Origin of the sequence: Aminobacter sp. AP02 (assembly GCF_003148805.1) — a bacterium.
GTDB lineage: Bacteria > Pseudomonadota > Alphaproteobacteria > Rhizobiales > Rhizobiaceae > Aminobacter.
Genome location: NZ_QGGX01000003.1, coordinates 149646 through 173910 on the forward strand (window position 1 = coordinate 149646; position 24265 = coordinate 173910).

The window sequence follows — 24265 nt, forward strand, 5'->3', positions numbered from 1 at the left end:
CGTCTCAGCCGCCCGTCATTGGCGGAAACAGTGCAATCTCACGCGCTGTTCCGATGAGCTCGCGGTGATCCACATGCTCCTGGTTGATCGCGACACGGATCACTTCAGGGTGCTGCAATGCGCTTTCGAATTCTTCGCCGCGCGATTTCAGCCAAACCAACAGGTCGTGCACCGTCTTCACGTCGCTGGGCAGGTCGACGTCTTCTTCGGACTTTCCGATCCGCTCGCGCACCCAGGCAAAATAGATAAGCTTGGTCATGCCCTCACTCGTCCATGATGTGCTTCAGGCCGGCACGGAAATAGTCATAGCCAGTATACAGCGTCACAAGGGCTGCGATCCACAGCAGCACGAGGCCAACGTCAGTGGTGAACGGGAAGATCTTGTCGCCCGCCGGACCGGCCAGCAGGAAGGCGATCGCCACCATCTGGATGGTGGTCTTCCACTTGGCAAGCTGGGTGACCGGCACACTCACCTTCAGCGCCGCGAGATACTCGCGCAGGCCCGAGACTAGGATCTCACGGCACAGGATGATGATCGCCGCCCACAGCGACCAGCCGGCGATGCCGCCTCGATGGTCAGTGTCGGCTGCGAGCAAGAGCAAGCAGGTGGCCACCAGGAGCTTGTCGGCAATCGGATCGAGCATCCTGCCGATGTTCGAGGTCTGCTTCCAGGCACGCGCCAGATAGCCATCGAGATAGTCGGTGAGACTTGCCAACACAAAGATCGCAAGCGCGCTCCAGCGCGCAAAGTCGCTCGACTTCAAGGTGCCTTCGAGGAAGAAGCACAACACCACAAGCGGCACAGCCAGGATACGCGCGTAGGTAAGCATGTTGGGCAGGTTGAATGCGCGCTGGGCCATGGTCTCTTATGCTCTTTCGTCTGCCGTAGTGAAATCAGAAGGGGGTACGGGGGGTCAACTGTCTATCGATAGCCCAGGCGGAAGCCGGACGACAATTATCGTTGATCACCCATTATCGTGAAAATGGTTGTAAACAAGGCGTGCAATGGATTCCGAGATGCCCTCGACGGCCATCAGATCGTCTACCGCCGCCCGGCTTACCGCCTTGGCCGTTCCGAAAGCCAGCAGCAGCGCGCGCTTGCGGCTCGGCCCGATGCCGCCGATCTCGTCGAGCGGGTTCTTGACCATCTCCTTCTTGCGCCGCGCCCGGTGCGAACCGATGGCAAAGCGGTGTGCTTCGTCGCGCATGCGCTGGACGAAATAGAGTACGGGGTCTCGCACCGGCAGTGAAAACGATTCCTTGCCCTTGACGAAGAAGCGTTCGCGCCCGGCCTCTCTATCCTGTCCCTTGGCGACACCGATGGCTACGACGCGGTCCTCTATGCCCAACTCTGCCAGCATGGCGCGCACCGCGGTCATCTGACCTTGTCCGCCGTCGATCAGGATGACGTCGGGCCAGGCCGGGAACGCGCCGGCGTCCTCGGCTTCTTCCGTATCGGGCTGTTCGTCGCCATGCTCCTTGAGCAGGCGTGAAAACCGGCGCGTCATCACTTCGCGCATCATGCCGAAATCGTCACCCGGAGTGATGTCGGTCGAGCGGATGTTGAACTTGCGGTACTGGTTCTTGACGAAACCTTCGGGTCCCGCGACCACCATGCCGCCCACGGCGTTGGTGCCCATGATATGGGAGTTGTCGTAGATCTCGATGCGCACCGGCGGTTTCTCCAGCCCGAAGGTCTGGGCGAAACCTTCCAGCAGCCGCGACTGCGTCGACGTCTCGGCCAGCCTGCGTCCCAGCGCCTCGCGGGCGTTCTGCACTGCGTGGTCGACAATGTCTTTCTTTTCGCCGCGCTGCGGAACCGAGATCGTCACCTTGTGGCCCGCGCGGGTGGAAAGCGCTTCGGCCAGCAATTCCTGTTCCTCGACCGAATGCGACAGCAGGATCGCGCGCGGAGACGGTTTGTCGTCGTAGAACTGCGCCAGGAACGAGCCCAGCACTTCGGCCGCCTCGAGCGAGGAATCAGCCTTGGGGAAGTAGGCGCGGTTGCCCCAGTTCTGGCCGGTGCGGAAGAAGAACACCTGGATGCCGGTCTGCCCGCCTTCCTGATGGATGGCGAAGACATCAGCCTCGTCGATGGTCTGCGGGTTGATGCCCTGGTGGCTCTGCACATGCGAAAGTGCTGCGAGCCTGTCGCGATAGACGGCCGCGCGCTCGAAATCGAGCTCTTCTGCCGCCTGCTGCATCTGCCCGGAAATCTCGGTCTTCACTTTCTGGCTGCGGCCCGACAGGAAGTCCTTCGCCTCGCTTACCAGTTCGGCATAGCCCTCGGGCGAAATCTCGCCGGTGCAAGGTGCCGCACAGCGCTTGATCTGGAACAACAGGCACGGGCGCGTGCGATTTTCGAAGAACGAATCCGTGCAACTGCGCAAAAGGAAAGCGCGCTGCAGCGAATTGATGGTGCGTCCGACCGCCTGCGCCGATGCGAACGGCCCGAAATAGTCGCCGCCCTTGCGCGAACGCGCGCCGCGATGTTTGTAGATGCCGGGCGCGGCATGATCGCTGGTCAGCATGATATAGGGGAACGACTTGTCGTCGCGCATCAGCACGTTGAAGCGCGGGCGCAGACGCTTGATGAGGTTTGCCTCGAGCAGCAGCGCCTCGATCTCGGTGCGTGTGACGACGAACTCCATCGTCGCCGTCTCGCGCACCATCTTGCCGATGCGATTGGTGTGGAAGCGCCCCTGGGCGTAGTTGGTGACGCGCTTCTTGAGGCTGCGCGCCTTGCCGACATAGAGCACGTCGCCGGCGGCATTCATCATGCGATAGACGCCCGGCGCGTTGGGCAGGCGCTTGACCAGCGTCTGGATCACCTCCGCGCCCACCATGCCGTCCGCGTCGCCGGCATGGGCGGTCCAGTCTATGGCGGTGAAAGGCAGGTCCGGGCCGCTGGGCGCAATGATCTCGTCCACCGCCTCGTCGTCATCGAGTTCGGTGTCGGGCATGTCTTCGGCAGCCTTGCCGCCTTTTCCGGGGCTCGGCTTGGTGTCGGATTGGTGAGGACTCATTCCACCATGCCTGTCACATCGGGCGTCTGCCAGGCAAGATGCTGGCCACCATCGAGGGCAATCATCTGGCCGGTGACCGAACGCGCCTGCCAGAGATAGCGGATCGTCGCGCCGAACTCACCGAGTTCTGGCCCCCGCTTCAGGATCAGCCCATCGAGTTGCGCGCCAAACGCCGCGTCATCCTGGCGCGAGCTCGGCAGCGTCGGACCAGGGCCGATGGCATTGACGCGGATACGCGGCGCCAGTGCTTGCGCCATGGTCCTGGTCGCGGCCCAAAGCGCGGCCTTTGACAGCGAGTAGGAGAAATACAGCGGCGTCGGCTTGAGCACGCGCTGGTCGATGATGTTGACGATCAGCCCCTCGGATCCCTCGGGGAGTGCGGCGGCGAAATTCTTCGCCAGCAGCGCTGGCGCCTTCACATGCAAGGCGAAATGCCGATCCCAGGTTTCCCAGCCGAAATCGGTCACCGAATCGCTTTCGAAGACGGACGCATTGTTGACCATCAGCGAGATCGGGCCCAACTCGGACGCGGCGTGGGCCAGCAGCGTGTCGACCGCAACCATGTCGCCAAGGTCAGCCTGCACGACCACGGCTCGTCCACCGCTTGCTTTGATCGTCGTTGCCAGATCGTCGGCCGCCGTGCGGGCACGATTGCAGTGGATGGCGACGCCAAAGCCATGCGCGGCAAGGTCTTCCACGATCGCGCGGCCGATACGCTTGGCCCCGCCCGTCACCAGCACATTGCCCGTCATTTTCGCCATGCAGTCGTCCCTTCATGCTGTTCGCCAGCTTACGTAGAGGCAGGTACGGCCACCATTTTGGTAACCTGTGTAAAAAGCCGTTCACGGATCTGGCGGCAATGTGGCGAAAGCCTCCTTCGCCGCCCGAAACACCACCCGCGAAGCACGCCGGCAACCGAGATATAGAACGCCCAACCCCTTGCACCAAGCGGGTTGCGGCAAATGGCCGGCAAGGCTCCTGACAGAGGTTGTTGCAATAGCGCAACGCCACGCTTCAGCCTCATTTGCGCCAGCCAATCACCTCACTTCAGGTTCGGTTCAGCCGCATTTCGGCACGACATTCGCAACCGTTCGGCGCCCCTACCGTTTCTCCCCCCGGACGGGCTTTGAAGGGTGCCATTTCGAAAAAGAGCCAGTGTTTAGTTGGCTTTAAGGAGTAATATAATGACTGCCATTCTCAAGCACGCCCGCCCGCTCGCGGCGGCGTTCGGCCTGGTCGCCTTGGCTGCAATGCCGGCATTCGCTGCCGACGTCGTCATGGAAGAGCCGCCGGCACCTGCCGCCCCGATGGAGCAGCCCCCGGTCAACACGTGGTCCGGCCCCTACGCCGGTGTCTCGCTCGGCTACGGCTTCAGCGGTGAAGCGAAGGACAAGACCTTCAACAACGAGATCGGCACGAGCGGCTTCGTTGGCGGTGCGTTCGGCGGCTACAACTACCAGATGGACAACTTCGTCATCGGTGGTGAAGCCGACCTCGGCTACAACGGCGTGGAAGGCGACAACGCTGGAACGAGCGTCAAGGGTGGCCTCGAAGGCTCGCTGCGCGCCCGTCTCGGTTATGTCGTCACGCCTGACATCCTGGTCTACGGTACGGCCGGTGGCGCTGGCTCGCAGGTCAAGGTCACGGACGCTGTTGGCAACAGCGAGTCGAACACCGCCCTCGGCTGGACGGCCGGCGTCGGCACCGACATCAAGCTGACCGAGTCGGTCTTCGGCCGTGTCGAGTACCGCTACACCGACCTCGGCACCGACAGCTACAACCTCGGCGGCACCAACCACGACGTGTCGTACAAGGATCACCGCGTCACGTTCGGCGTCGGTATGAAGTTCTGATCCTCGCGATCAGTACAAACGAAAAAGCCGGGCTCACGCCCGGCTTTTTTTGTTGGTTGACCCAGTCAAGCCTGGGGAATGATCTCTTTCAGTTCCGGGAATTTCTCGTCGAAACGGGCAGCCCAGCGCTTCAGCCGCGGGCGGCCCTTGTCCCACTTGCCGGCGAAGCGAAGCTCCATGTAGGCGATGGCAGTGCGCAGCGCGATCTGGCCGACGCTGATCGACTTCGGCAGTTTCGGCGGATTGGAATTGAGCAGGTCGAGCGCGCGCGCAGTCTTTGTCCACTGCTTGTCGAGCCAAGGCTGATGCACGAGTTCCTCAGGCCTTGAGCGGCGTTCGTAGACGATTGCCAGCAGGCAGTCGCAGATGCCGTCGGCGATAGCTTCCAGGCGTTCTGCGTCCAGCCGCTTTTCGGCGTTGCGGGGAAACAGCTTGTTGCCCGAAAGCCGGTTCAGATACTGAGTGATTACCCGGCTGTCGTAGATGCCCTCGCCCTCGTCTGTGATCCAGACCGGAATCTTGCCCAATGGATTGGCATCGGTCAGCAGCGCCGGCTGGGCCGCCGTATCGACGACCACAGCCTCAAAGGCGATGCCGGCATAAGTGGCGGCCAAACGCACCTTGGCGCTGTAAGGCGAAGTGGCGGAATAAAGAAGCTTCGGCATGATATGGGTCCCTTTTGGCGAGGACCTTATGCTGCGGGATTTTCGTCGGCAACGCGGCGCAAGGCGAAATCAGCGGCCACGCACAGGCGGCATCACCACCTTGTCGAGGCGGCAGGCGCGGCGCTCGATCTCCGGGCAGCCGCGGAACTCGAGATCCTTGGTCATGCAGATGCGGACCTCCTGCAGATAGCGCCTGTCGCAGACAACCGCGATGCCATCCGCCTTCATCTGCGGGTTCGATTGCAGGAAGGCGCGCTCGGCTTGCCCCGGCGCCAAAGTGCGGTAGGCGTCGAGCCGCTTGAACTCTGAGGGAATCTCGACCTTTTGCCGTGCCGCGCGCAACACCTTGAAATAGTCGTCCTGGCTGAGGCCCGAGCACGTGCCGTGCTTCCGCCATTCATGGCGGATCAGGCCCGCAGACGGCATCAGGTCGTAGAGGCCGCGCAGCTTCTCGCTTGAGACATCACTGTTGTTGGTCTTGCAGTCCAGCGGATAGCCGCGCTCATATTGCGGCCATAGGCCATGAACCACGAAGGCATAGGGCCTGCCGGCACGGCATTGCTGGCCATTGGCCTGCTCGCCCTCCGCCTCGCAATAGCTTGGCGACCACGACAGCGCCAGCACGTAGAAGTCGAAGCCCTGCCCCCTGGGCACGGTCGCTTCAGCCGGCGTGGCCGACTTGCTTTCGCTGGAACTTTCCTCGGCGGGCTTGCAAGCGGCAAGTGTGAGCAACGCGGCAAACGCGATTGCCCACCCGCAAGCCAACAGTCTCATGTCTAAGTCCAGCCAGTCTCAGCGCAGTACGCGGCAACCAGCCTGATCACCGTTGAAGCCGCCATTGTAGACGTACCAGCGGTCGAAGCCAGCGACGCAAAACTCGACATTGTCACCTATCGAGGCAAAGCCCATGCCTTCCTCTATGAGGTACCAGATGCTGCGGTCATGTCCGTCCGACAGCGTCACCGTGGCCCCGCAATAGGTGCGGCCGATGGGGTGATCTTCGTTGGCTGGCTCATAGCGGGTCGCATAGATGCGCTGGAAATTGCTGATGCCGACCTGAGGCAGGTGCGGAACGTTGCGAACCTGATGATTGAAACGGCTGGTAATGCGATTCAGCACCCAGGCGTTGGCGCACATTCCGGAATAGCCGGAATTATCGGTATAGACCGCAAGATCTGCCGCTTGCACCGAGGCTGTGCCGAGTCCGGCCGTACCAAGTCCGATGATTGCGGCAAAGATGGTGCTGGCGATGCGACTCATGGTTCCCACTCCAAGGCTGGTGCAACCCAGTTTGCGGCTTCGCCGCGTTTCGGTCAAGAAGCCGCGGTTTCACCGGCGAGCCACTCGACCGACCAGCGGGCGCCTGCGTCTTCTGCAAGAATCCCGCTCAGCGCTGGCAGCATCGTACGCAGCTCGCTTTCCAACTGGTAAGGCGGGTTCACCACCACCATGCCGGTGCCGTCAAGACACGGCTCGGACGAAGGCGGGCGGATATAGAACTCGATGTCCATAATCTTGAGGATGCCGGCGTCAGCCAATGCTTGGCGGAACGCAGCCACCGCCTTGCGGTCCTTGACCGGGTACCACAGCGCGAAGATGCCGCCCGGCCAACGCCGATGTGCCTTCTTGAGGCCCTCGACCAGACGATCGAACTCTCCGCCGATCTCGAAAGGCGGGTCAACCAGCACCAGCCCGCGCTTCTCCTTCGGCGGCAGATGCGCTCCCAGCGCAAGCCAGCCGTCGAGTTCGGTGACCCGGGTCTGGAAATCGCCTTCGAAGAGCCCTGCCAGCGTTTTGGCATCCTCGGGATGCAGTTCGATTGCCGACAGCCGATCCTGCTTGCGCAGCAGATGCCGGGCGATCAGCGGCGAGCCGGGGTATTTTTCGACGCCGCCGCCCCCCGCGTTCACCGAGCGAACGGCATCAAGATAAGGCGCAAGCAGCTCAGCAGCGTCGCTCGGCAAAACCGCGTCCATCAGCCGGCCAATGCCGTCATGCCATTCGCCTGTCTTGCGCGCTTCGTCGGACGACAGATCGTAAAGGCCGATGCCGGCATGGGTGTCGATGACCCGAAACGCCTTGTCCTTGCGCTTGAGATATTCGACCAGCCGGGCGAGCACGGCGTGCTTGATGACGTCGGCGAAATTTCCGGCGTGATAGACATGACGATAGTTCATGACTTGTCCGCGCCCCTGCCCCAGCGTGGCGCCGGCGGCTGCGAATTCGGGTTCTCCGGGCGGCCGCCGCCGCGCCGCAGCGACAGCACCAGGCCGATGAAACCGATCGCCATTAGTGAAAATCCAACAGGCTGCGCGCGCGCGTCGGCCTCGCCGCCGCCCGAACGCAAGATGATGTCGACGCGCTGGATCTGGACATTGTCGGCATCGCCCTGCCCGACGACGAAGCGATAGGTCCCGGGCTGCACGTCGCGGATCAGGCCGGCGTCGTCGCGGAAGATCGGATCGGGAAGCTGCGGGCTGCGTTCCCGCGGCGTGGTGTCGATGAAGTTCAACGCTTGGGCCAACACGGTTTCACCGCTTGTCGAAGCGGTGATCGTAAGGATTGCTCGCGCGGGCTTGACCACGGGAGGCGCCAGCGTCGTCAGATCGACGAGCACGCGCACCGGCGCGTCTGCGGTCGCCAGCGCCACCTCTACGGGACGAAAGCCGCCGGCGCGATCATAGGCGCGATAGGTACCGATCTCATGACCGCTGAAATTGGTGGTCGCCCAAGGGTAGATGATGCCCAGGCCGGTGCCTGCAAGCAGGATGACAAGAAACAGGAACCGCATGGCGCTCGAAACTCTGTGGCCGCCCAAGGCAAAGCGGGCGGCGGACGGAAAAGGTCTCCCCTACTAAGGCTTTTGACCGGCGCCGGAAAGTCCGGCGTGGGCGTTCCCCGCAACTTCGCGCTCCATCTCGTCCAGCATCATTTCGAGGCCCATCTCGAATGTGGCGTCGAATTCGGCCACGGCGAAAAATGGACCGGCCGCCGCGACATTGGGAAAATCGCGACGTAACTGCTCGTCGTCGACAGTCGTCACTGCCGACGGCCCTTTCGCGTAGCCAGCCGTTTCATCGAGGATCGCCCCCATCACATAGTAGCCGATCGCGCGAAACATGCGTGCGGAGCGTTCGCGTCCGAAGCCGCCGTCCTCGAACAGGCCGATCACGGCATCAAGCCATTTCAGGCATTTCGGCGAGTTCATTCGATAGGTGACCAGGAAAGGTGCGAACGCCGGATGCGCGCGCGCCATGGTTCGATAGCCGCTTACGACGGCCGTCACGCGGTCGCGCCACGGCAGGTCGTGCGAAGGTATCTCAAGTTGGCAGATCAGCCTTTCGACCAACGCTTCGAATATATGCGCCGCCGAAGGGTAGTGGTGATAGATGCTCATCGCCTCGCAGCCGAGCACCTGCGCCAGCTTGCGCATCGAAAAACCTGCCAGCCCTTCGCGCTCGATGACCTCGAATGCCGCTGCCTCGATCATGTCGCGCGAAAGCCGCGCTCGCTTTTTGTTGATTGGCTTGTCCATGGCCTCGCTTGACAACTTACACTGTAAGGCTCAACAATTCCCCTACCTTACACCGTAAGGTAAAATTGTTCCAGAGGAGGAAGTCATGTCAGCATACGACACGTCCGCCCTCGCCTCGTTCCGCCGCACGATGACGGTCCTGGCCGGCGCCGCAGCCTGTTCTGCCACCCTCGTATTCATGCCGTTGCCCGTTCACGCCGACGATTACGATGCAACCTTGAACGACATTCAAAAGTCGATGGGTGGAGTTCCCAGCTTCGTCAAGCAGTTCCCCAAGGCAGGCCTTCCCGGTGCCTGGGCGGAACTGAAAAACATCGAATTGAGCGACAAGACTGCGCTGCCGCCAAAGACCAAGGCACTGATCTCCCTCGCCGTCGCAGCGCAGATTCCATGCAGCTATTGCATCTGGGTGGACACCGAGGACGCCAAGAAGCTCGGCGCCACGCAAGATGAAATTCAAGAGGCGGTAGCGATGGCGGCGCTAACACGCCACTGGAGTACGATCTTCAACGGCTTGCAGGTCGACTTCGAGACCTTCAAGAAGGAACTCGGCGGCGAAATGAGTGCCACCAAATAGGGGCCGTTGAGGCGCGGTTCGCAGAGCTGCGCCTTTACGCCTTGCGCTCCCAGCGTCGATCCGCTGTCTGCTGCCAGTAGGTCACAGTGTGGCCAGCCGCCTTCATCGTCTTCCAGTGCTCGCGCGCCCCTTCGAGTTGCGCCGCATCATGTCCGTCAAACAGGAAGACGGCGCGCTGATAAGGCGCGATGTCGGGCGGCGAGGCGCCGTCGACAAGGAAACGGATTTCGGCCGCATTCGGATTGCCCTCGCCCACGGTCAGCACCACCGGCTGGTCGGCAGCGTGCGCCTCGTGGTCGCTGCCATGGGCCAAGAACGAATCATCGCGAAAGGTCCACAAATGCGCGTCGAGCGCATCGCGTCGCTCTTCGCTGCCAGTCTGCACCACAGCCTTCCAGCCGCGCTGCAGGCTGCGTTCGAGCAAGCCCGGCAGCGCATCCTCGAGCGTCGATTCGGTCAGGTGGTAGAATAGGACTTCGGCCATTGGGCAATGCTATGCCCCAATTCCATTCGGCGGTGAAGCTCTCAGGCTTCCGCCGTGCCGGATAAGTCCAGCACGGCGGATCTGACTGGCCTTACCCCTCGTAGTGGTCGCGCACCAGCCTGTCGAGCAACCGCACGCCGTAGCCCGAACCCCAGGACTGGTTGATCTCGTTGGTCGGCGAGCCCATCGCGGTACCGGCGATGTCGAGATGCGCCCATGGCGTTTCCTTGACGAAACGCTGCAGGAACTGCGCCGCAGTGATCGAGCCGCCGTAACGGCCGCCGATGTTTTTCATGTCGGCATTCTTGGAATCGATCAGCTTGTCATAGTCGGAGCCGAGCGGCATGCGCCACAGCTTCTCCTGCGTCACCGTGCCCGAGTCGGTCAGGCGGGTAGCCAGTTCGTCATTGTTTGAGAACAGGCCTGCATGCTGCTGCCCCAGCGCCACCATGATCGCACCGGTGAGCGTCGCCAGATTGATCATGAACTTCGGCTCGAAGCGCTGGTTGCAGTACCAAAGCGCATCCGCGAGCACGAGGCGCCCTTCCGCGTCGGTGTTCAGCACTTCGATGGTCTGGCCCGACATCGAGGTGACGATGTCGCCCGGTCTCTGGGCATTGCCGTCGACCATGTTTTCAACCAGGCCGATAATGCCGACCACGTTGGCCTTTGCCTTGCGGGCGGCAAGCGCGTGCATCAGGCCGGTGACGGCGGCAGCACCGCCCATGTCGCCCTTCATGTCTTCCATGCCGGCGGCCGGCTTGATCGACACGCCACCCGAATCGAAGACCACGCCCTTGCCAACGAAGGCAACCGGCTTGTCCTTGGCCTTGCCGCCGTTCCACTGCATTACCGCAAGGCGCGGGGGCCGCACCGAACCTTGGGCGACGCCGAGCAGCGCGCCCATGCCGAGCTTCTTCATTTCCTTCTCGGTCAGGATCTCGACCTTGACGCCGAGCTTTTCGAGTTCCTTGGCTTGTGCGGCGAATTCCACCGGGCCGAGCACATTGGCCGGCTCGTTGACGAGATCGCGGGCAAGCACCACGCCACCGACGATCGCCTCGGCATCGGCGAAGGCCTTCTTGGCCGCGGTCGGATCCGCGCAGTGAATGGTCACCTTGGCCGGCTTCTTGTCATCGGCCTTGCCGTCGCCATTGTCCTTCTTGGTCTTGTATTTGTCGAAGGTGTAGGCCCTGAGCAGGATGCCGGCCGCGACGCCAGCTGCTGCGGCGCCATCGACTGTCACTCCCGGGATGTCGAGAACCACCGCCACCTCGGTGGCCTTGCGCAACTGTCCGGCGAGTACGCCGCCGAGCTTCAGCCAGGAATATTCGTCAAGCGCCGTGGTCTTGCCGATGCCGATTGCGACAAGGCGATCAGCTGCCGTACCCTCGGGAGCAAGAACTTCCACGACGCTACCTGACTTGCCGGTGAAATCCGCGACTGGGAAAGCGCGATCGAGCGTCTTGGCGGGATCGCAGGCGCGCGCGGCTTCACCCAGGCCCCCATCTTCGGCCGAGAAGACGAAAACCGTGCCTTTTTTTGGCACGCTTGGCTTGGCGAAGCTGATCGACGGCTTAGAAGTCATGATATCCTGCTTTCGGATCCGGTTCTGATGGTGCGCGACATTTCGTCGTTTTCTGCGATTTGGCAAGCCTCCCGTCATCTTGGGGAGGTATCGCTAAAGTCTAAATATCGTCGGAAAACTTGCGTTAACCACCTTTGTTCGGCTTTTCTTAGCCAATCGTGCCGAGACTCTCCCCCGGCGGGAGACGGTGTTGGAACAGTGCCGGCTTGAAGGGGCCGGTTGTGCCGGCTTGCCTTGGACTATACCTTAGCCTCCACCGGCCAAGCGACATCCTGTCGGCCGGCCAAGTCGGAAACACGGAATCCTGGTCATCGATGAAGGTTGTTGAGCGCTACATCCTGCGTCGTGCGTTCGCGGTTTTCATCGCGGCGCTGACTTGGACATTGGCCATCGTCTGGACCACCCAGGTGCTCGGCCGAATCGACCTGGTCACGGATAGTGGCCAATCGGCGCTAACCTTCTTCGAGGTCGCAGCACTCATCTTGCCGACGGTCATTCCCATCGTAGTGCCCTTTGCGGTGGTCATCGCCGTGGCGTTGACGCTGAGCACGATGAACAGCGACTCGGAGCTTGTGATCCTCAATGCCGCCGGCGCCTCGCGAATGACGGTCATCCGGCCGATTCTCATCCTTGCGATCGGCGCCAGCCTGTTTTCCTTCGTCGTCGACAACGTCGCCGAGCCGATGGCGCGCCAGCGCAACCGGGAACTGATCGCCACCTCGCGCGCCGACCTGTTGTCGCTGATCATCCAGGAGGGAACGTTCCGCAAGGTCGACGAAGGCCTGTTCGTCCAGGTTGGCGAACGGCTGCCCAATGGCGGGCTCGGCCGTATTTTCGTTGCCGATTCGCGCGAACCGAATGTCGACCTCGTCTATTACGCCAAGGACGGCTCCTTTATCGAGCGCAATAACAAGCAGATGCTGGTGATGAATGAGGGCGTGATCCACCGCAAGGCGCCTGCCGGCGAAGTGTCGGTGATCAGCTTCGATTCCTACGCCTTCGACCTCAGCGAATTCTCATCCGCGGCGCAGGAAGTCACCATGGCGCCGAAGGATCGATCGACGGCCTATCTGATGAACCCGTCGCACAGCGACAAGTTCTATCAGCGCAATCCGCGGCTGTTCACCGTCGAACTCGACCGCCGCTTCACCGAATGGCTCTATTCGATCGCCTTCGCGTTCATAGCACTTGCCGTGGCGGGTGATGCGCGGTCGCATCGCGAAGCACGCATCCATCCGCTCATCACCACCGTCACCATCGCGCTGTTTTTCCGCTGGCTCGGCTTTTTCGCCGGCAGCAAGGCAGAGACCGTGCCTTGGGTCAGTTATGTCATTTATAGCATTCCCGTCGGTGCCTCGTTGCTCGCCATCTGGTTCATCAGCAACAACCGTCCCATGGAACTGCCAGTCTCGGTGGCCGACCGTCTTGCGGCGATGACCGCGCAAATCCGCGAAAGGCTTGCGGCATGGCGCATGCGGCTCGGCGGCGGTGCTTCCGGCCACGGAGCGGCATGATGGGCTGGACACTCGGGCGCTACTTCCTGTTTCGCTATGCCGTCATCACGACATGGTTCTTCATCGGCATTTTCGCGCTGATCTTCATCATCGACGTCACCGAATTCTCCAGCAATGTCGGTAGCCTGCCGGGCTTCAAATTCAGCCTCGCCCTCACCGTTTCAGCACTGCGTGTGCCGATGATCATGCAGCAGACGGTGCCATTCGTCGCGCTCTTCAGCGCCATGGCGACGCTCGTGTCGCTCAACCGGCGCTACGAACTGGTGATCGCGCGCGCTGCCGGCATTTCGGCCTGGCAATTCCTGCTGCCTTGCTGTGTCGGCGCCCTGATATTCGGCCTGATCACCATCGGCATCCTCAACCCCATCGCAGCGCACGGCTTTTCGCGCGCCGAAAACATCGAATCAGAGCTGCGCTCGCGGCAGTCGAATTCGGTCTCGGCATTTTCGGCACCCTGGCTGCGCCAGCGAGCGGAAGGCGTAGAAGTCATCATCGGCGCCCGCGCCGTACTCAACCAGGGCCTGGAACTGGCGGATGCGGTGTTCTTCATCTTCGACGCCAATGGCAACATGGTCGAGCGCAAGGATGCCACCAGGGCCTATCTGCGCGAAGGTCACTGGGAACTTGTCAACGTTCGCAGCATGAAGGGCGGTGAGAATTTCACTGCCGAACAGACCGACCAGGTGCCAACGAATCTGAAGCCGGAGTTCGTGCAGGAGAGGCTGGCTCGACCTGAAACGATTCCCTTCTTCGAGCTACCCGCAAAGATTGAAATCGCGCGTTCGTTCGGCCTCAGGGCAAACGCATTCGCCATGCAATTTCATTCACTTGTCGCCCTTCCCTTCCTTCTGGTTGCGATGACGCTCATTGCTGCAACAGTATCGATGCGATTTGCGCGGATGGGGCAGTCAGCAACGATGATTCTGGGTGGCGTACTCGCGGGCTTTCTGCTTTATGTCGTTTCGGTTCTGGTCAAAGCATTTGGCAATGCGGGATTCGTGCCGACTTATATTGCGGCGTGGCTTCCAGTTGTCGTAGCAATGTTCTTCGGGGTGACGTTCCTGCTCTATAAGGAGGACGGTTAGTTGAGGGGCGTAATGGCCAGCCGCAGGACGGCCCATAGGGCACGCCTTTTCGGTGCGACCGCGCTCGCATGCCTGTTTGCATGCGCGCTTCCGACCGCTCCAGCGTTCGCTCAAACCGTTGCAGACCTCGCGCCTACGGTGCCCGAGGGTTCGCAGATGCTGCTCGAGGCAGACACGCTCGTCTATGACAACGACGTCCAGACGGTGACTGCCGTCGGCGGGGTGCAGATCGACTATGCCGGCAACCGGCTGGTTGCCCAGCGCGTCACCTATGACCGCAAGACCTCCCGGCTGATTGCCAGCGGTAATGTCGCGATCGTCAATTCCGACGGTACCAAGATCTTCTCGCAAGAGATCGACATCACCGACGACTTTGCTGACGGCTTCGTCAACGCGCTGCGCGTCGAGACCGTCGACAAGACCTATTTCGCCGCCGAGAGCGCCAAGCGTGAAGGCGGAGTGCTGACGACGTTCAACAACGGCGTCTACACCGCCTGCGCACCTTGCGAAAAGACGCCTGACAAGGCCCCGATCTGGCGCGTGAAGGCGCAGAAGATCATTTGGGACGGCCAGAAGAAGACCGTGCGCTTCGAGAATTCGAATTTCGAGTTCTTCGGCTTCCCGATTGCCTTCCTGCCTGCCTTCGAAATCGCTGACCCGACGGTGAAGCGCAAGAGCGGCTTCCTGATGCCGAGCATTCTCTACAAGAGCGATCTCGGCGCGGGCCTTTCGATTCCATACTACTTCGCCCTTTCCCCTACCTATGACCTCACGGTCACGGGCACCGGTTTCACCAAGCAGGGTTTCCTCGGTGAGGCGGAATGGCGCCAGCGTTTCAACAACGGCGAATACACCCTCAAGATGGCCGGTATTCACCAGATGAATCCGGACAAGTTCGACGCCAACACCGTCGACAGCGGCCCTCCTGGTGACGAAAACAAGCTGCGTGGCATGGTCGGCTCCAAGGGCCGTTTCGACCTCAATCCGCGTTGGGCGTTCGGTTGGGATATTCTTGCCCAGTCCGACAAGAATTTCTCGCGCACCTACAACATCGATGGCTTCTCCGACAGCACGCATCGTTCGGAAGTCTATCTCACCGGCCTGAACGACCGGAACTATTTCGACCTGCGTGCCATGCACTTCGACGTCCAGGAAGAGGTGCTCGACAGCGACCCCACGGCTCGAGCTGACAAGCAGCCTTGGGTGCTGCCGACGCTCGACTACGCCTATATCCCGGACATGCCGGTGGCTGGCGGCGAGCTCTCGTTCGACGTCAATGCACGCGTCCTCCAGCGCTCTGAGCTCGATGCAGCGCTGGCTGCCGCGAACGGGCCGACCATTCACGGTCTCGCCGGCTCGTCCGGTCGCCTGACCGCCGAGGCGGAATGGAAGCGAACGATCACTACGGATGGCGGCCTGCTGGTCACGCCGCTGCTCGCTTTCCGCGGCGACGGCAGCTATCTCAATGCGTCGGCGGACTCGCTCAATGCCATCAACACGATGGCGACAAGCCCGCAGATCAACGTCGCCGACGATGTCCGTTCGTCGCTGTTCCGCTACATGGCAACACTCGGTCTCGAATTGCGCTGGCCAGTGCTGTTTTCGTCGACAAGTTCGACTCATGTGCTTGAGCCGATGGCGCAGCTATTCGCTCGCCCGAACGAAGGCGATATTGCCGGGCTGGGAATTCCAAACGAAGACGCGCAGAGCTTCGTCTTCGATGCGGCATCGCTGTTTGAGCGCGACAAATTCTCAGGCTACGACCGCATGGAAGGCGGCACGCGCGCCAACCTCGGATTGCGTTACTCCGGCAGCTTCGACAATGGCTGGACCACAAACGCGCTCGCTGGCCAGTCCTATCAGCTTGCTGGCGAAAACTCGTTTGCTGCCCCTGACCTCGTCAACGCCGGCGCCTATTCAGGCCTAGAGACCGATACGTCGGACTACGTTGCCCTTGCCGGCATCGCCAGCCCGAACGGCTTCTCCGCATCGGTCAGCGGTCGCTTCGACGAGCAGTCGCTCGAGGTGCGGCGCGCGGAGTTCAAGGTTGGCCTGGACGCCCGTCCGCTTGCGGTCTCGGCGCGATACGCATTCATCGATGCGCAGCCGCTCTACGGATTTGCCACCGACCGCCATGAAGTCACACTCGGCGCCACGGCCCGTTTCAACGACAATTGGCGCGCCTTCGGCTCTGGTACCTACGACATCCAGAACGATCTGCTCGTCAAGAACGGCCTTGGCTTTGCCTATGACGACGAGTGCTTCACCTACATGATGACCTATGCGGAAAGCCGCGATCACAACGAGCCCGACGACGTAACACGCACCGTCGGCTTCAACATCTCGTTCCGCACGCTCGGCGATTTCGGCACGGAAACAAGCGCCTTCTAGGGTGGCAGGCATGGGAGCGGTGCCGGGGGCGGCCCGACATCGTTTTGCCGCATAAAGCGGCCAATTACGGGGCAATAACGTCCGGGCACAGCCCGGATTGGGGTTTGAACGGGACTTTTTCCATGCGGAAGTACCTCTTTTCGGCAGGCTTTGCACTGCTCGTGGCGGCGACGTCGGTTTCAATGACCGCCTATGCGCCGCAGGCTCAGGCCAGCGAAATCAAGTACGTCGTCAATGATGTGCCGATCACCACCTACGACATCCAGCGTCGGGCCGCCTTTCTCAAGCTGCAGAAGCGCAAGGGCGATGCCGGCGAGGAAATGATCGAGCAGACGCTGCGCCTGACGGAGATGAAGCGTCTCAACATCCGCATCTCCGACAAGCAGGTCGAGGATGCCTATGCGCGTTTCGCCGGCTCCAACAAGCTCAAGCCCGCCCAGATGGACCAGATCCTGGCGCAGGCTGGCGTGACCAGCAACCACTTCAAGGACTACATACGCGCGCAGATGGGCTGGAACCAGGCGCTCAGCGCACGGTTCCGTGCAGAGCAGGGCGGCGGCGGCGGCACCAGCGAGCAGGACGCCGTGCGTCGCATGCTCCAGCAAGGCGGTGCCAAGCCCAGTGCGACCGAATACATGCTGCAGCAGGTGATTTTCGTCGTGCCGGCGTCCGAGCGCGGCTCTATTGGCAAGCGCAAGCGTGAAGCCGACGCCATGCGCGGCCGCTTCAACGGCTGCGAAAAGACCCGCGAGTTCGCCAAAGGCCTGCTTGACGTGACCGTGCGCGATCTTGGGCGCGTGCTCGCGCCACAACTGCCGCCAGAGTGGGCCGAAGACATCAAGAAGCTCAAGGCAGGCGGTGCGACACCGGTTCGCGAGACCGAGCGCGGCGTCGAATTCATCGGTATTTGCAGTGCCCGCGAAGTCTCCGACGACAAGGTCGCACAAATGGTCTTCCAGGCGGAAGGCGCAGGCAAGGGCGGCAACGAACAGGCCGACGAACTCAACAAGAAGTACGTCGCCGAGCTGCGGAAAGTCGCTCGTATCGTAACGCGCTAGGCCGTGGCTTCCCATGGCACTCCGCTCGCGCTGACATCGGGCGATCCCTCCGGCATTGGTCCTGAAATCGCGGTCGCCGCCTGGCGGCTGCGCAACGAAGCTCAGGTGCCGGCCTTTTATCTTCTCGCCGACCCTAGCCTTGTTGCCGCGCGGGCCCGCGCCATGGGGCTCGAAGTCGCCATTGTCGAGACCGATCCTGCTGGCGCCAAGCAACTCTTCGCCAATGCGCTGCCCGTCGTGCCGCTAGCGGCATCGACGGTCGATACGCCCGGACAGCCGGACAAAGGCAATGCAAGCAGCATCATCGAGGCTATCGACCGCGCCGTCGCCGACACGTTCGAAGGCCGCGCCGCAGCTGTCGTCACCTGCCCTATCGCCAAGAAGCCGCTTTATGACGCCGGCTTCCGCTTTCCGGGCCACACCGAGTACCTCGCGCATCTGGCCTCCGTGAAGACCGGCACCGAAATAACCCCGGTCATGATGCTCGCTGGACCAGACTTGCGCGCCGTACCTGTAACCATTCACATTTCACTGTCGGAAGTGCCGAAGGCACTGACCGCTGACGCCATCATCGAGACCGTTCGCATCACCGCGCATGACCTGCGCACCCGCTTCGGCATCGCAAGCCCGCGCATCGCTGTATCGGGGCTCAATCCGCATGCTGGCGAAGGCGGGGCCATGGGTCACGAAGACGAACGCATCATCCGACCGGCGGTGGAAGCGCTCAAGTCTGAAGGCATCGTTGCTTTTGGTCCCCTGCCCGCCGACACCATGTTCCATGCGCGCGCACGTGCCAGCTATGATGCCGCCATCTGCATGTATCACGACCAGGCGCTGATCCCGGCCAAGGCGTTGGCCTTCGACGAGACCGTCAACGTTACGCTCGGCCTGCCCTTCATCCGCACCTCGCCCGATCACGGCACAGCTTTCGACATTGCCGGCCAAGGCATCGCCCGGCCTGACAGCCTGATCGCCGCGCTGAAGCTGGCGCGCCAGCTCGCCGACGTGGAAGCCAAGACATCATGAGTTCAGCTGTCACCAGCCTCGATGGCCTGCCACCGCTGCGAGACGTCATCGAGCGCCACGGCCTCCAGGCCAAGAAGGCACTTGGCCAGAACTTCCTGCTGGACCTCAATCTTACCGGCAAGGTTGCGCGCGCAGCGGGCGATCTTACCGGCGTGACCGTCATCGAAGTGGGGCCCGGCCCTGGCGGGCTGACCCGTGCACTGCTCATGCACGGCGCCAAGCGTGTTGTCGCCATTGAGCGCGACGAGCGTTGCCTGGCAGCGCTCGCCGAGGTTTCCGACCACTATCCGGGCCGGCTTGAAGTTGTCTCAGGCGATGCGCTGAAGACCGATTTCGCAGCGCTTGCGAACGGCGAACCGACAAAGATCGTCGCCAACCTGCCCTACAATATCGGCACGGAGTTGCTCGTGCGCTGGCTCACCGTCGAGGCCTGGCCGCCGTTTTATCAGTCCCTGACGTTGATGTTCCAGCGCGAGGTCGCCGAGCGCATCGTGGCGCGGCCGGCGAGTTCGGCCTTTGGCCGTCTCGGCGTTCTCGCGGGATGGCGCACGGACGCCCGCATCGCCTTCGACGTGCCGCCGCAGGCCTTTACGCCGCCGCCCAAGGTGACGTCTTCAGTGGTTCATCTGGAACCGCGCAAGGAGCCGCTTACGGCCGACGTGAAGGTGCTTGGCCGTGTCACCGAGGCGGCCTTCGGCCAACGCCGCAAGATGCTGCGCCAGAGCTTGAAAAGCATGGGCGGCGAAAAGCTGCTGGAAACCGTCGGTATCGACCCTACCCGCCGTGCCGAAACGCTCAGCGTCGAGGAATTCGTGGCGCTGGCGAAGGCTGTCTGAAGACCTGGCATGCCCTCACCCGCCTTGATGGGTAAGGGCCGCCTTTTTCAAACCTTCTCGTCGAGCAATTTCGAAACGAAATCGAACAGGCCCGGCCTGCGGTCGCGGCGGAGGCGTTCGGCGGCCACGATCGCGCGCACTTCGGCGAAGGCGCGGTTGAGGTCTTCGTTGATCACGACATAGTCGTATTCGCCCCAATGCTCGATCTCGTCGCGGGCATTCTTCAGCCGCGTCTCGATGACCGCGTCCTGGTCCTCGGCGCGGCGCTTGAGACGTGCCTTAAGTTCGCCCATGGAAGGCGGCAGGATGAAGATCGAGACGATGTCGCCGCGCATCTTTTCCTTGAGCTGCTTGGCGCCCTGCCAGTCGATGTCGAACAGCATGTCGCGGCCCTGCGACATGGCGAACTCGACGGGCTCGCGCGGCGTCGCGTAGTAATTGCCGTGGACCTCGGCCCATTCGAGCAGCGCGTCGTTGTCGCGCAGGATCTCGAATTCGCGCTTGGTGGTGAAGTGATAATGCGCGCCGTCGATCTCGCTGCCGCGGCGCGCCCGGGTCGTCACGCTGACCGACAGCCGCAATTCGGGATCGGTTTCGATCAGGTTGCGCGAGATGGTCGACTTGCCTGCGCCCGAAGGCGACGACAATACCAGCATCAAGCCGCGCCGCTTGATGACGATGGATGGGGTCTCGGCGCTCATGCGCTACTCCAGATTCTGAACTTGTTCGCGAAACTGGTCGACCACGGCCTTCAGTTCCAGCCCTATGGCGGTCACTGTGGCGGCGTTCGACTTGGAGCACAGGGTATTCGATTCGCGATTGAATTCCTGTGCCAGAAAATCGAGCTTGCGGCCAATCGCACCGCCGCCCGCTATCAGCGCCCGTCCAGAGGCAACATGCGTCTTCAGCCGGTCGATCTCCTCGCGGATATCGGCCTTTGTGGCCAAGAATGCTGCTTCCATGTTGAGCCGCGTCTCGTCGAGAGCCGGCGATGCCTCAAGGAGCAGGCGAACCTGTTCGGCCAGGCGCTGGCGGATCTGCGCCGGCTCGCGCGACGGATCGGCCTCGGCCCGCAGCGTCAAGGTCTCGATGGTCGAGATATGGCCCGACAGCAGGCTCCGCAGAGCCTCGCCTTCGGACATGCGCGCCTCAACGAGACCGGCAAGCCCGGACTCCACGCAATTCATGATTACCGCATCGAGCGCCGTGCGTTGTTCCTCGGTCTCGACCGCTTCCGGCACGTCAAACACGCCGCGCAAGGAAAGCAGGCCATCGGCGCTGGCAGGGGCTGCGCCATATTGCTTGACGAGACGGTTGGCGAGCTCGGCAACGTCGCGCAGGAAAACCTCGTTGATGACAGGCTGCACCATCGATCCGCCGGTACGGCTGACGGTCAGCGTCGCTTGCACATTGCCGCGCGAAAAGCGCTTCTGGATGATTTGCCTGACCGATGGCTCAAGCCGCTCGAACCCTTGCGGCAGGCGCAAGCGCACTTCCACGCTCTTGCCGTTGACCGACTTCACCTCCCAGGCGACCGCCGTCCCCTCATGCTCAGCCGCTACGCGGGCGAAGCCTGTCATGCTTTGCAGGTTCATCTGGCAGCGAGTTCCTGTTCTTCCAGCGTCGCGCGCCCGGATGGCCGCGCAAGTGACGCTTACTTCTTTACGGAGTTGGTGGTCGTAGCGTCTTTCTTGGCCGGGTCGGCCTCGTCAGCCGCCTTCTCGTCCTCGACGACCTTGCGCTGGAAAGCACGCCAGCGCGCAACGTTGTCGTTGTGTTCATCAAGGGTCTGGGCAAAGACATGCCCGCCGGTACCGTCGGCAACGAAATAGAGGTCCTTGGTCTTGGACGGATTGGCCACAGCCTCCAGCGAGGCCTTACCCGGATTGGCGATCGGCGTCGGCGGCAAGCCCTTGATGACATAGGTATTGTAGGGTGTCGGCTTGTCGATGTCGGAGCGATAGATCGGCCTGTCGCTTGGCTTTCCCTTGCCGCCGAAGATACCATAGATGATCGTCGGGTCCGACTGCAGCCGCATGCCCTTGTTGAGGCGGTTTATGAAGACGGCCGCCACGCGCGAGCGCTCGTCGCCACGCGCGGTTTCCTTCTCCACGATGGATGCAAGGGTGACGAATTCATTGACGTCGGCGATCGGCAGATCCGGGGAACGCCGCGCCCAGATGCTCTCCACCAGTTGCTTCTGGTCGGCCAGCATTTTGTTGATGATCTGCTGGCGCGTCAGCCCGCGCGTAAAGCGCTGGGTGTCGGCCGCAAGCGTGCCTTCCGCCGGCATTTCAGCCGGCATTTCGCCGCTGAGAGCTTCCTGCTCGGCAATGCGCTTCCAGGCCTGTTCAACGGTCAGCCCCTCAGGGATCGTCAGCGAATACTGCACCGACTTGCCGCTTTTCAACAGTTCCATGATCTCGTGCATCGAAGCGCCGGCCTGGATTTCATATTCGCCGGCCTTGAGCGAACCGTCATTGTCGTAGGCGCGCACCCCCATGCGGAAGATGCGGGCATCGCTGATCAGGCCGCGCCTCTCGAGTTGGTCGGCGATATCCTGAACACCGGATTTTTCCTTGACGAGGAAGGTGGTGGGGGCCGTCGACGGGCCCTCGCCGTTGAATTCCCGCTTGCCAAAATAGAGGGCGGCACCGCCAGCCAGCATCACCAGAACCGCCGTCGACATCATGAAATTCATGAACACGACAATCTGGTTGCGCGAGGCGCGCGAACGTTTGGGCGGCGGCGTGCCGATCTCGGGCCGCAGCGCTTCCTGCGCGGTCTTAGGAACGATTGGATTTGTAGCGCGCGGCGCGCCTTGCCCCTGATCTGGCGTATTGATGCTCATCTTGCCTCGCCACTTCCTCTTGCGTCGAATCCCCGCCGGGAGACTAGGCCCGAATGTGGCAAAAATCACGGCAAAGGGCCCCTAAAGGGGCCCCTGCCCACAGGCGATCAGCCGTTGTAGCGCTGAAAGACCAGCGATGCGTTGGTTCCGCCGAAGCCGAACGAGTTCGACAGGGCGACATCGATCTGCCGGGCGCGCGGCTTGTGGGGCACCAGATCGATCGCGGTTTCGCGCTCGGGATTGTCGAGATTGATCGTCGCCGGTGCGATATTGTCGCGAATGGCGAGGATGGAGAAGATCGCTTCGGCGGCACCGGCCGCACCAAGAAGGTGGCCGATTGACGACTTGGTCGACGACATCGACACCTTGGAGGCGGCGTTGCCAACGAGGCGCTCGACGGCTCCGAGTTCGATCGTGTCGGCCATGGTCGAGGTGCCATGGGCGTTGATGTAGTCGATATCCGCCGGCGACAGGTTGGCCCGCTTGAGTGCGGCCGTCATGCAGCGGAAGGCGCCATCGCCGTCTTCGGCGGGAGCGGTGATGTGATGGGCGTCACCGGTCAGGCCATAGCCGACCACTTCTGCATAGATCTTCGCACCGCGCGCCTTGGCGTGCTCGAGTTCTTCGAGAACGACAACGCCGGCACCCTCGCCCATGACGAAACCGTCGCGGTCGCGGTCGTAGGGGCGCGAGGCCTTTTCAGGATCGTCGTTGCGGTCGGTCGATAGCGCCTTGCAGGCAGCGAAGCCGGCAAGCGAAAGGCGCGTGACAGGTGCTTCGGCACCGCCGGCCAGCATCACGTCGGCATCGCCGAACATGATCAGGCGGGCAGCGTCGCCAATGGCGTGCGCACCGGTCGAGCAGGCCGTGACCACGGCGTGATTGGGGCCCTTGAGGCCGTGCCGGATCGAAACCTGGCCCGAGACCAGATTGATGATCTGGCCTGGAATGAAGAAGGGGCTGATGCGGCGGGGACCGCGCTCTTTCAGGATCAGCGCGTTTTCGGCAATGCCGTCGATGCCGCCGATACCCGAGCCGATCATGACGCCGGTCGCGTTTTGCTCTTCCGGCGTCTTGGGTTGCCAGCCCGAATCCTTCAATGCCTCGTCGGCGGCCGCGATCCCGTAAAGGATGAAGTCGCCTATCTTGCGCAGTTCCTTGGGCTCAAGGACCGCTTCGGGATTGAAGGTATTGTCGCTGCCGTCACCCCTGGGGATGACGTTGGCGATCTTGCAGGGGAGATCTTCGACCTCGAACTCCGAGATACGCCTTGCGGCGCTACGGCCGGAAAGAAGTTCTTTCCAGCCGTGCTCGTAGCCCATGCCGAACGGTGAAAGCAGGCCAAGGCCCGTGACGACCACACGCCTCATCGCAGGCATCCCTGACAATTCGCGATCGCTCAGGCCGAAGCCTTATCGATGTACTTCACGGCGTCGCCAACAGTGAGGATGGTCTCGGCCGCGTCGTCAGGAATCTCGACGCCGAATTCTTCTTCGAACGCCATGACGAGCTCGACCGTGTCGAGGCTGTCCGCGCCCAGGTCGTCGATGAAGCTTGCAGCTTCAGTCACCTTGTCGGCGTCAACGCCAAGATGTTCGATGACGATCTTCTTGACGCGCTCTGCGGTGTCACTCATGTGGGCATCCTCAGTCTGGTGTTTGTTAGGTCTTCGTTAGCGGGCGGGATGCCGCTAATCAAGCTGTAATCTACGCTTTCCCAAGCGCTCGGATGGCGGTCCGGTCTCGGCCCGGCCACCTGATGGAGCGCGGCAATACA

The 24265-nt window shown here is 62.1% G+C and carries 25 protein-coding genes; 8 read left to right on the forward strand and 17 right to left on the reverse strand.

Features of this window, described 5'->3' with window-relative positions:
• Positions 1-4: 4 nt before the first annotated feature.
• The 4 genes from moaD to C8K44_RS04580 form a co-directional block, all read right to left on the reverse strand.
• The gene (gene moaD / locus C8K44_RS04565) at positions 5-259 is read right to left on the reverse strand and encodes a molybdopterin converting factor subunit 1 (protein WP_109574582.1); all 255 of its coding nucleotides are present in this window, start codon (positions 257-259) and stop codon (positions 5-7) included.
• Between the two features lie 4 nt (positions 260-263).
• Positions 264-860, reverse strand: coding sequence for a CDP-diacylglycerol--glycerol-3-phosphate 3-phosphatidyltransferase (gene pgsA / locus C8K44_RS04570; protein ID WP_109574583.1), 597 nt, complete (start codon positions 858-860; stop codon positions 264-266).
• Positions 861-965: 105 nt separating this feature from the next.
• On the reverse strand, positions 966-3026 hold the full coding sequence (gene uvrC, locus C8K44_RS04575) for an excinuclease ABC subunit UvrC (protein ID WP_109574584.1): 2061 nt from the start codon (positions 3024-3026) through the stop codon (positions 966-968).
• Positions 3023-3787: an SDR family oxidoreductase gene (locus tag C8K44_RS04580; RefSeq protein ID WP_109574585.1), complete on the reverse strand. Its 765-nt coding sequence runs from the start codon at positions 3785-3787 to the stop codon at positions 3023-3025. Before C8K44_RS04580 ends, uvrC begins: the two co-directional genes overlap by 4 nt.
• 423 nt (positions 3788-4210) lie before the next feature.
• Here C8K44_RS04580 and C8K44_RS04585 point away from each other — a divergent pair, with 423 nt between their 5' ends.
• Positions 4211-4879 carry an outer membrane protein gene (locus tag C8K44_RS04585; RefSeq protein ID WP_109574586.1) on the forward strand — a complete coding sequence of 223 codons (669 nt, stop codon included), beginning with the start codon at positions 4211-4213 and terminating at the stop codon, positions 4877-4879.
• A 65-nt stretch (positions 4880-4944) separates the two neighbouring features.
• Here the strand turns inward: C8K44_RS04585 and C8K44_RS04590 are convergent, their stop codons facing one another.
• The 6 genes from C8K44_RS04590 to C8K44_RS04615 form a co-directional block, all read right to left on the reverse strand.
• Entirely contained in the window at positions 4945-5544 is a 600-nt protein-coding gene (locus C8K44_RS04590; protein WP_109574587.1) for a glutathione S-transferase family protein, read from the reverse strand.
• A gap of 69 nt (positions 5545-5613) precedes the next feature.
• Positions 5614-6318 (reverse strand): ribonuclease T2, encoded by a 705-nt coding sequence (locus tag C8K44_RS04595; RefSeq protein ID WP_109574588.1) that lies wholly within the window; start codon positions 6316-6318, stop codon positions 5614-5616.
• Between the two features lie 18 nt (positions 6319-6336).
• Positions 6337-6804, reverse strand: coding sequence for a hypothetical protein (locus tag C8K44_RS04600; RefSeq protein ID WP_109574589.1), 468 nt, complete (start codon positions 6802-6804; stop codon positions 6337-6339).
• Between the two features lie 53 nt (positions 6805-6857).
• Complete coding sequence (locus C8K44_RS04605) at positions 6858-7721, reverse strand: 23S rRNA (adenine(2030)-N(6))-methyltransferase RlmJ (RefSeq protein ID WP_109574590.1); 864 nt, start codon at positions 7719-7721, stop codon at positions 6858-6860.
• Positions 7718-8335 (reverse strand): hypothetical protein, encoded by a 618-nt coding sequence (locus C8K44_RS04610; RefSeq protein ID WP_109574591.1) that lies wholly within the window; start codon positions 8333-8335, stop codon positions 7718-7720. The genes C8K44_RS04605 and C8K44_RS04610 overlap by 4 nt, the downstream gene beginning before the upstream one ends.
• A gap of 63 nt (positions 8336-8398) precedes the next feature.
• A complete protein-coding gene (locus tag C8K44_RS04615; RefSeq protein ID WP_109574592.1) occupies positions 8399-9079 on the reverse strand; it encodes a TetR/AcrR family transcriptional regulator in 681 nt (226 codons plus the stop codon).
• 85 nt (positions 9080-9164) lie between these two features.
• Here C8K44_RS04615 and C8K44_RS04620 point away from each other — a divergent pair, with 85 nt between their 5' ends.
• The gene (locus C8K44_RS04620) at positions 9165-9656 is read left to right on the forward strand and encodes a carboxymuconolactone decarboxylase family protein (protein WP_109574593.1); all 492 of its coding nucleotides are present in this window, start codon (positions 9165-9167) and stop codon (positions 9654-9656) included.
• Positions 9657-9690: 34 nt separating this feature from the next.
• Here the strand turns inward: C8K44_RS04620 and C8K44_RS04625 are convergent, their stop codons facing one another.
• Both C8K44_RS04625 and C8K44_RS04630 read right to left on the reverse strand, forming a co-directional pair.
• Positions 9691-10140, reverse strand: a complete 450-nt coding sequence (locus C8K44_RS04625; RefSeq protein ID WP_109574594.1) for a DNA polymerase III subunit chi — start codon at positions 10138-10140, stop codon at positions 9691-9693.
• Between the two features lie 91 nt (positions 10141-10231).
• Positions 10232-11728, reverse strand: a complete 1497-nt coding sequence (locus C8K44_RS04630) for a leucyl aminopeptidase (RefSeq protein ID WP_109574595.1) — start codon at positions 11726-11728, stop codon at positions 10232-10234.
• Between the two features lie 314 nt (positions 11729-12042).
• Here C8K44_RS04630 and lptF point away from each other — a divergent pair, with 314 nt between their 5' ends.
• The 6 genes from lptF (at position 12043) to rsmA (ending at position 19638) form a co-directional block, all read left to right on the forward strand.
• Positions 12043-13242: an LPS export ABC transporter permease LptF gene (gene lptF, locus C8K44_RS04635; protein WP_109574596.1), complete on the forward strand. Its 1200-nt coding sequence runs from the start codon at positions 12043-12045 to the stop codon at positions 13240-13242.
• Complete coding sequence (gene lptG, locus C8K44_RS04640) at positions 13239-14327, forward strand: LPS export ABC transporter permease LptG (RefSeq protein WP_199227011.1); 1089 nt, start codon at positions 13239-13241, stop codon at positions 14325-14327. Before lptF ends, lptG begins: the two co-directional genes overlap by 4 nt.
• A 12-nt stretch (positions 14328-14339) precedes the next feature.
• On the forward strand, positions 14340-16718 hold the full coding sequence (locus tag C8K44_RS04645) for an LPS-assembly protein LptD (RefSeq protein WP_109574598.1): 2379 nt from the start codon (positions 14340-14342) through the stop codon (positions 16716-16718).
• A 122-nt stretch (positions 16719-16840) separates the two neighbouring features.
• Positions 16841-17776: a peptidylprolyl isomerase gene (locus C8K44_RS04650; protein WP_109574599.1), complete on the forward strand. Its 936-nt coding sequence runs from the start codon at positions 16841-16843 to the stop codon at positions 17774-17776.
• 3 nt (positions 17777-17779) lie between these two features.
• The gene (gene pdxA, locus C8K44_RS04655) at positions 17780-18802 is read left to right on the forward strand and encodes a 4-hydroxythreonine-4-phosphate dehydrogenase PdxA (RefSeq protein ID WP_109574600.1); all 1023 of its coding nucleotides are present in this window, start codon (positions 17780-17782) and stop codon (positions 18800-18802) included.
• Positions 18799-19638 (forward strand): 16S rRNA (adenine(1518)-N(6)/adenine(1519)-N(6))-dimethyltransferase RsmA, encoded by an 840-nt coding sequence (gene rsmA, locus C8K44_RS04660; protein WP_109574601.1) that lies wholly within the window; start codon positions 18799-18801, stop codon positions 19636-19638. The genes pdxA and rsmA overlap by 4 nt, the downstream gene beginning before the upstream one ends.
• Positions 19639-19685: 47 nt before the next feature.
• Here the strand turns inward: rsmA and gmk are convergent, their stop codons facing one another.
• From gmk to C8K44_RS04685, 5 genes are all read right to left on the reverse strand, one after another.
• Entirely contained in the window at positions 19686-20339 is a 654-nt protein-coding gene (gene gmk, locus C8K44_RS04665; RefSeq protein WP_109574602.1) for a guanylate kinase, read from the reverse strand.
• A 3-nt stretch (positions 20340-20342) separates the two neighbouring features.
• The gene (locus tag C8K44_RS04670; protein ID WP_109574603.1) at positions 20343-21233 is read right to left on the reverse strand and encodes a YicC/YloC family endoribonuclease; all 891 of its coding nucleotides are present in this window, start codon (positions 21231-21233) and stop codon (positions 20343-20345) included.
• A gap of 59 nt (positions 21234-21292) precedes the next feature.
• Positions 21293-22489: an endolytic transglycosylase MltG gene (gene mltG, locus C8K44_RS04675; protein ID WP_109574604.1), complete on the reverse strand. Its 1197-nt coding sequence runs from the start codon at positions 22487-22489 to the stop codon at positions 21293-21295.
• Positions 22490-22596: 107 nt separating this feature from the next.
• Complete coding sequence (fabF, locus tag C8K44_RS04680; protein ID WP_109574802.1) at positions 22597-23859, reverse strand: beta-ketoacyl-ACP synthase II; 1263 nt, start codon at positions 23857-23859, stop codon at positions 22597-22599.
• Between the two features lie 29 nt (positions 23860-23888).
• On the reverse strand, positions 23889-24125 hold the full coding sequence (locus C8K44_RS04685; protein WP_055978681.1) for an acyl carrier protein: 237 nt from the start codon (positions 24123-24125) through the stop codon (positions 23889-23891).
• Positions 24126-24265: the final 140 nt, after the last annotated feature.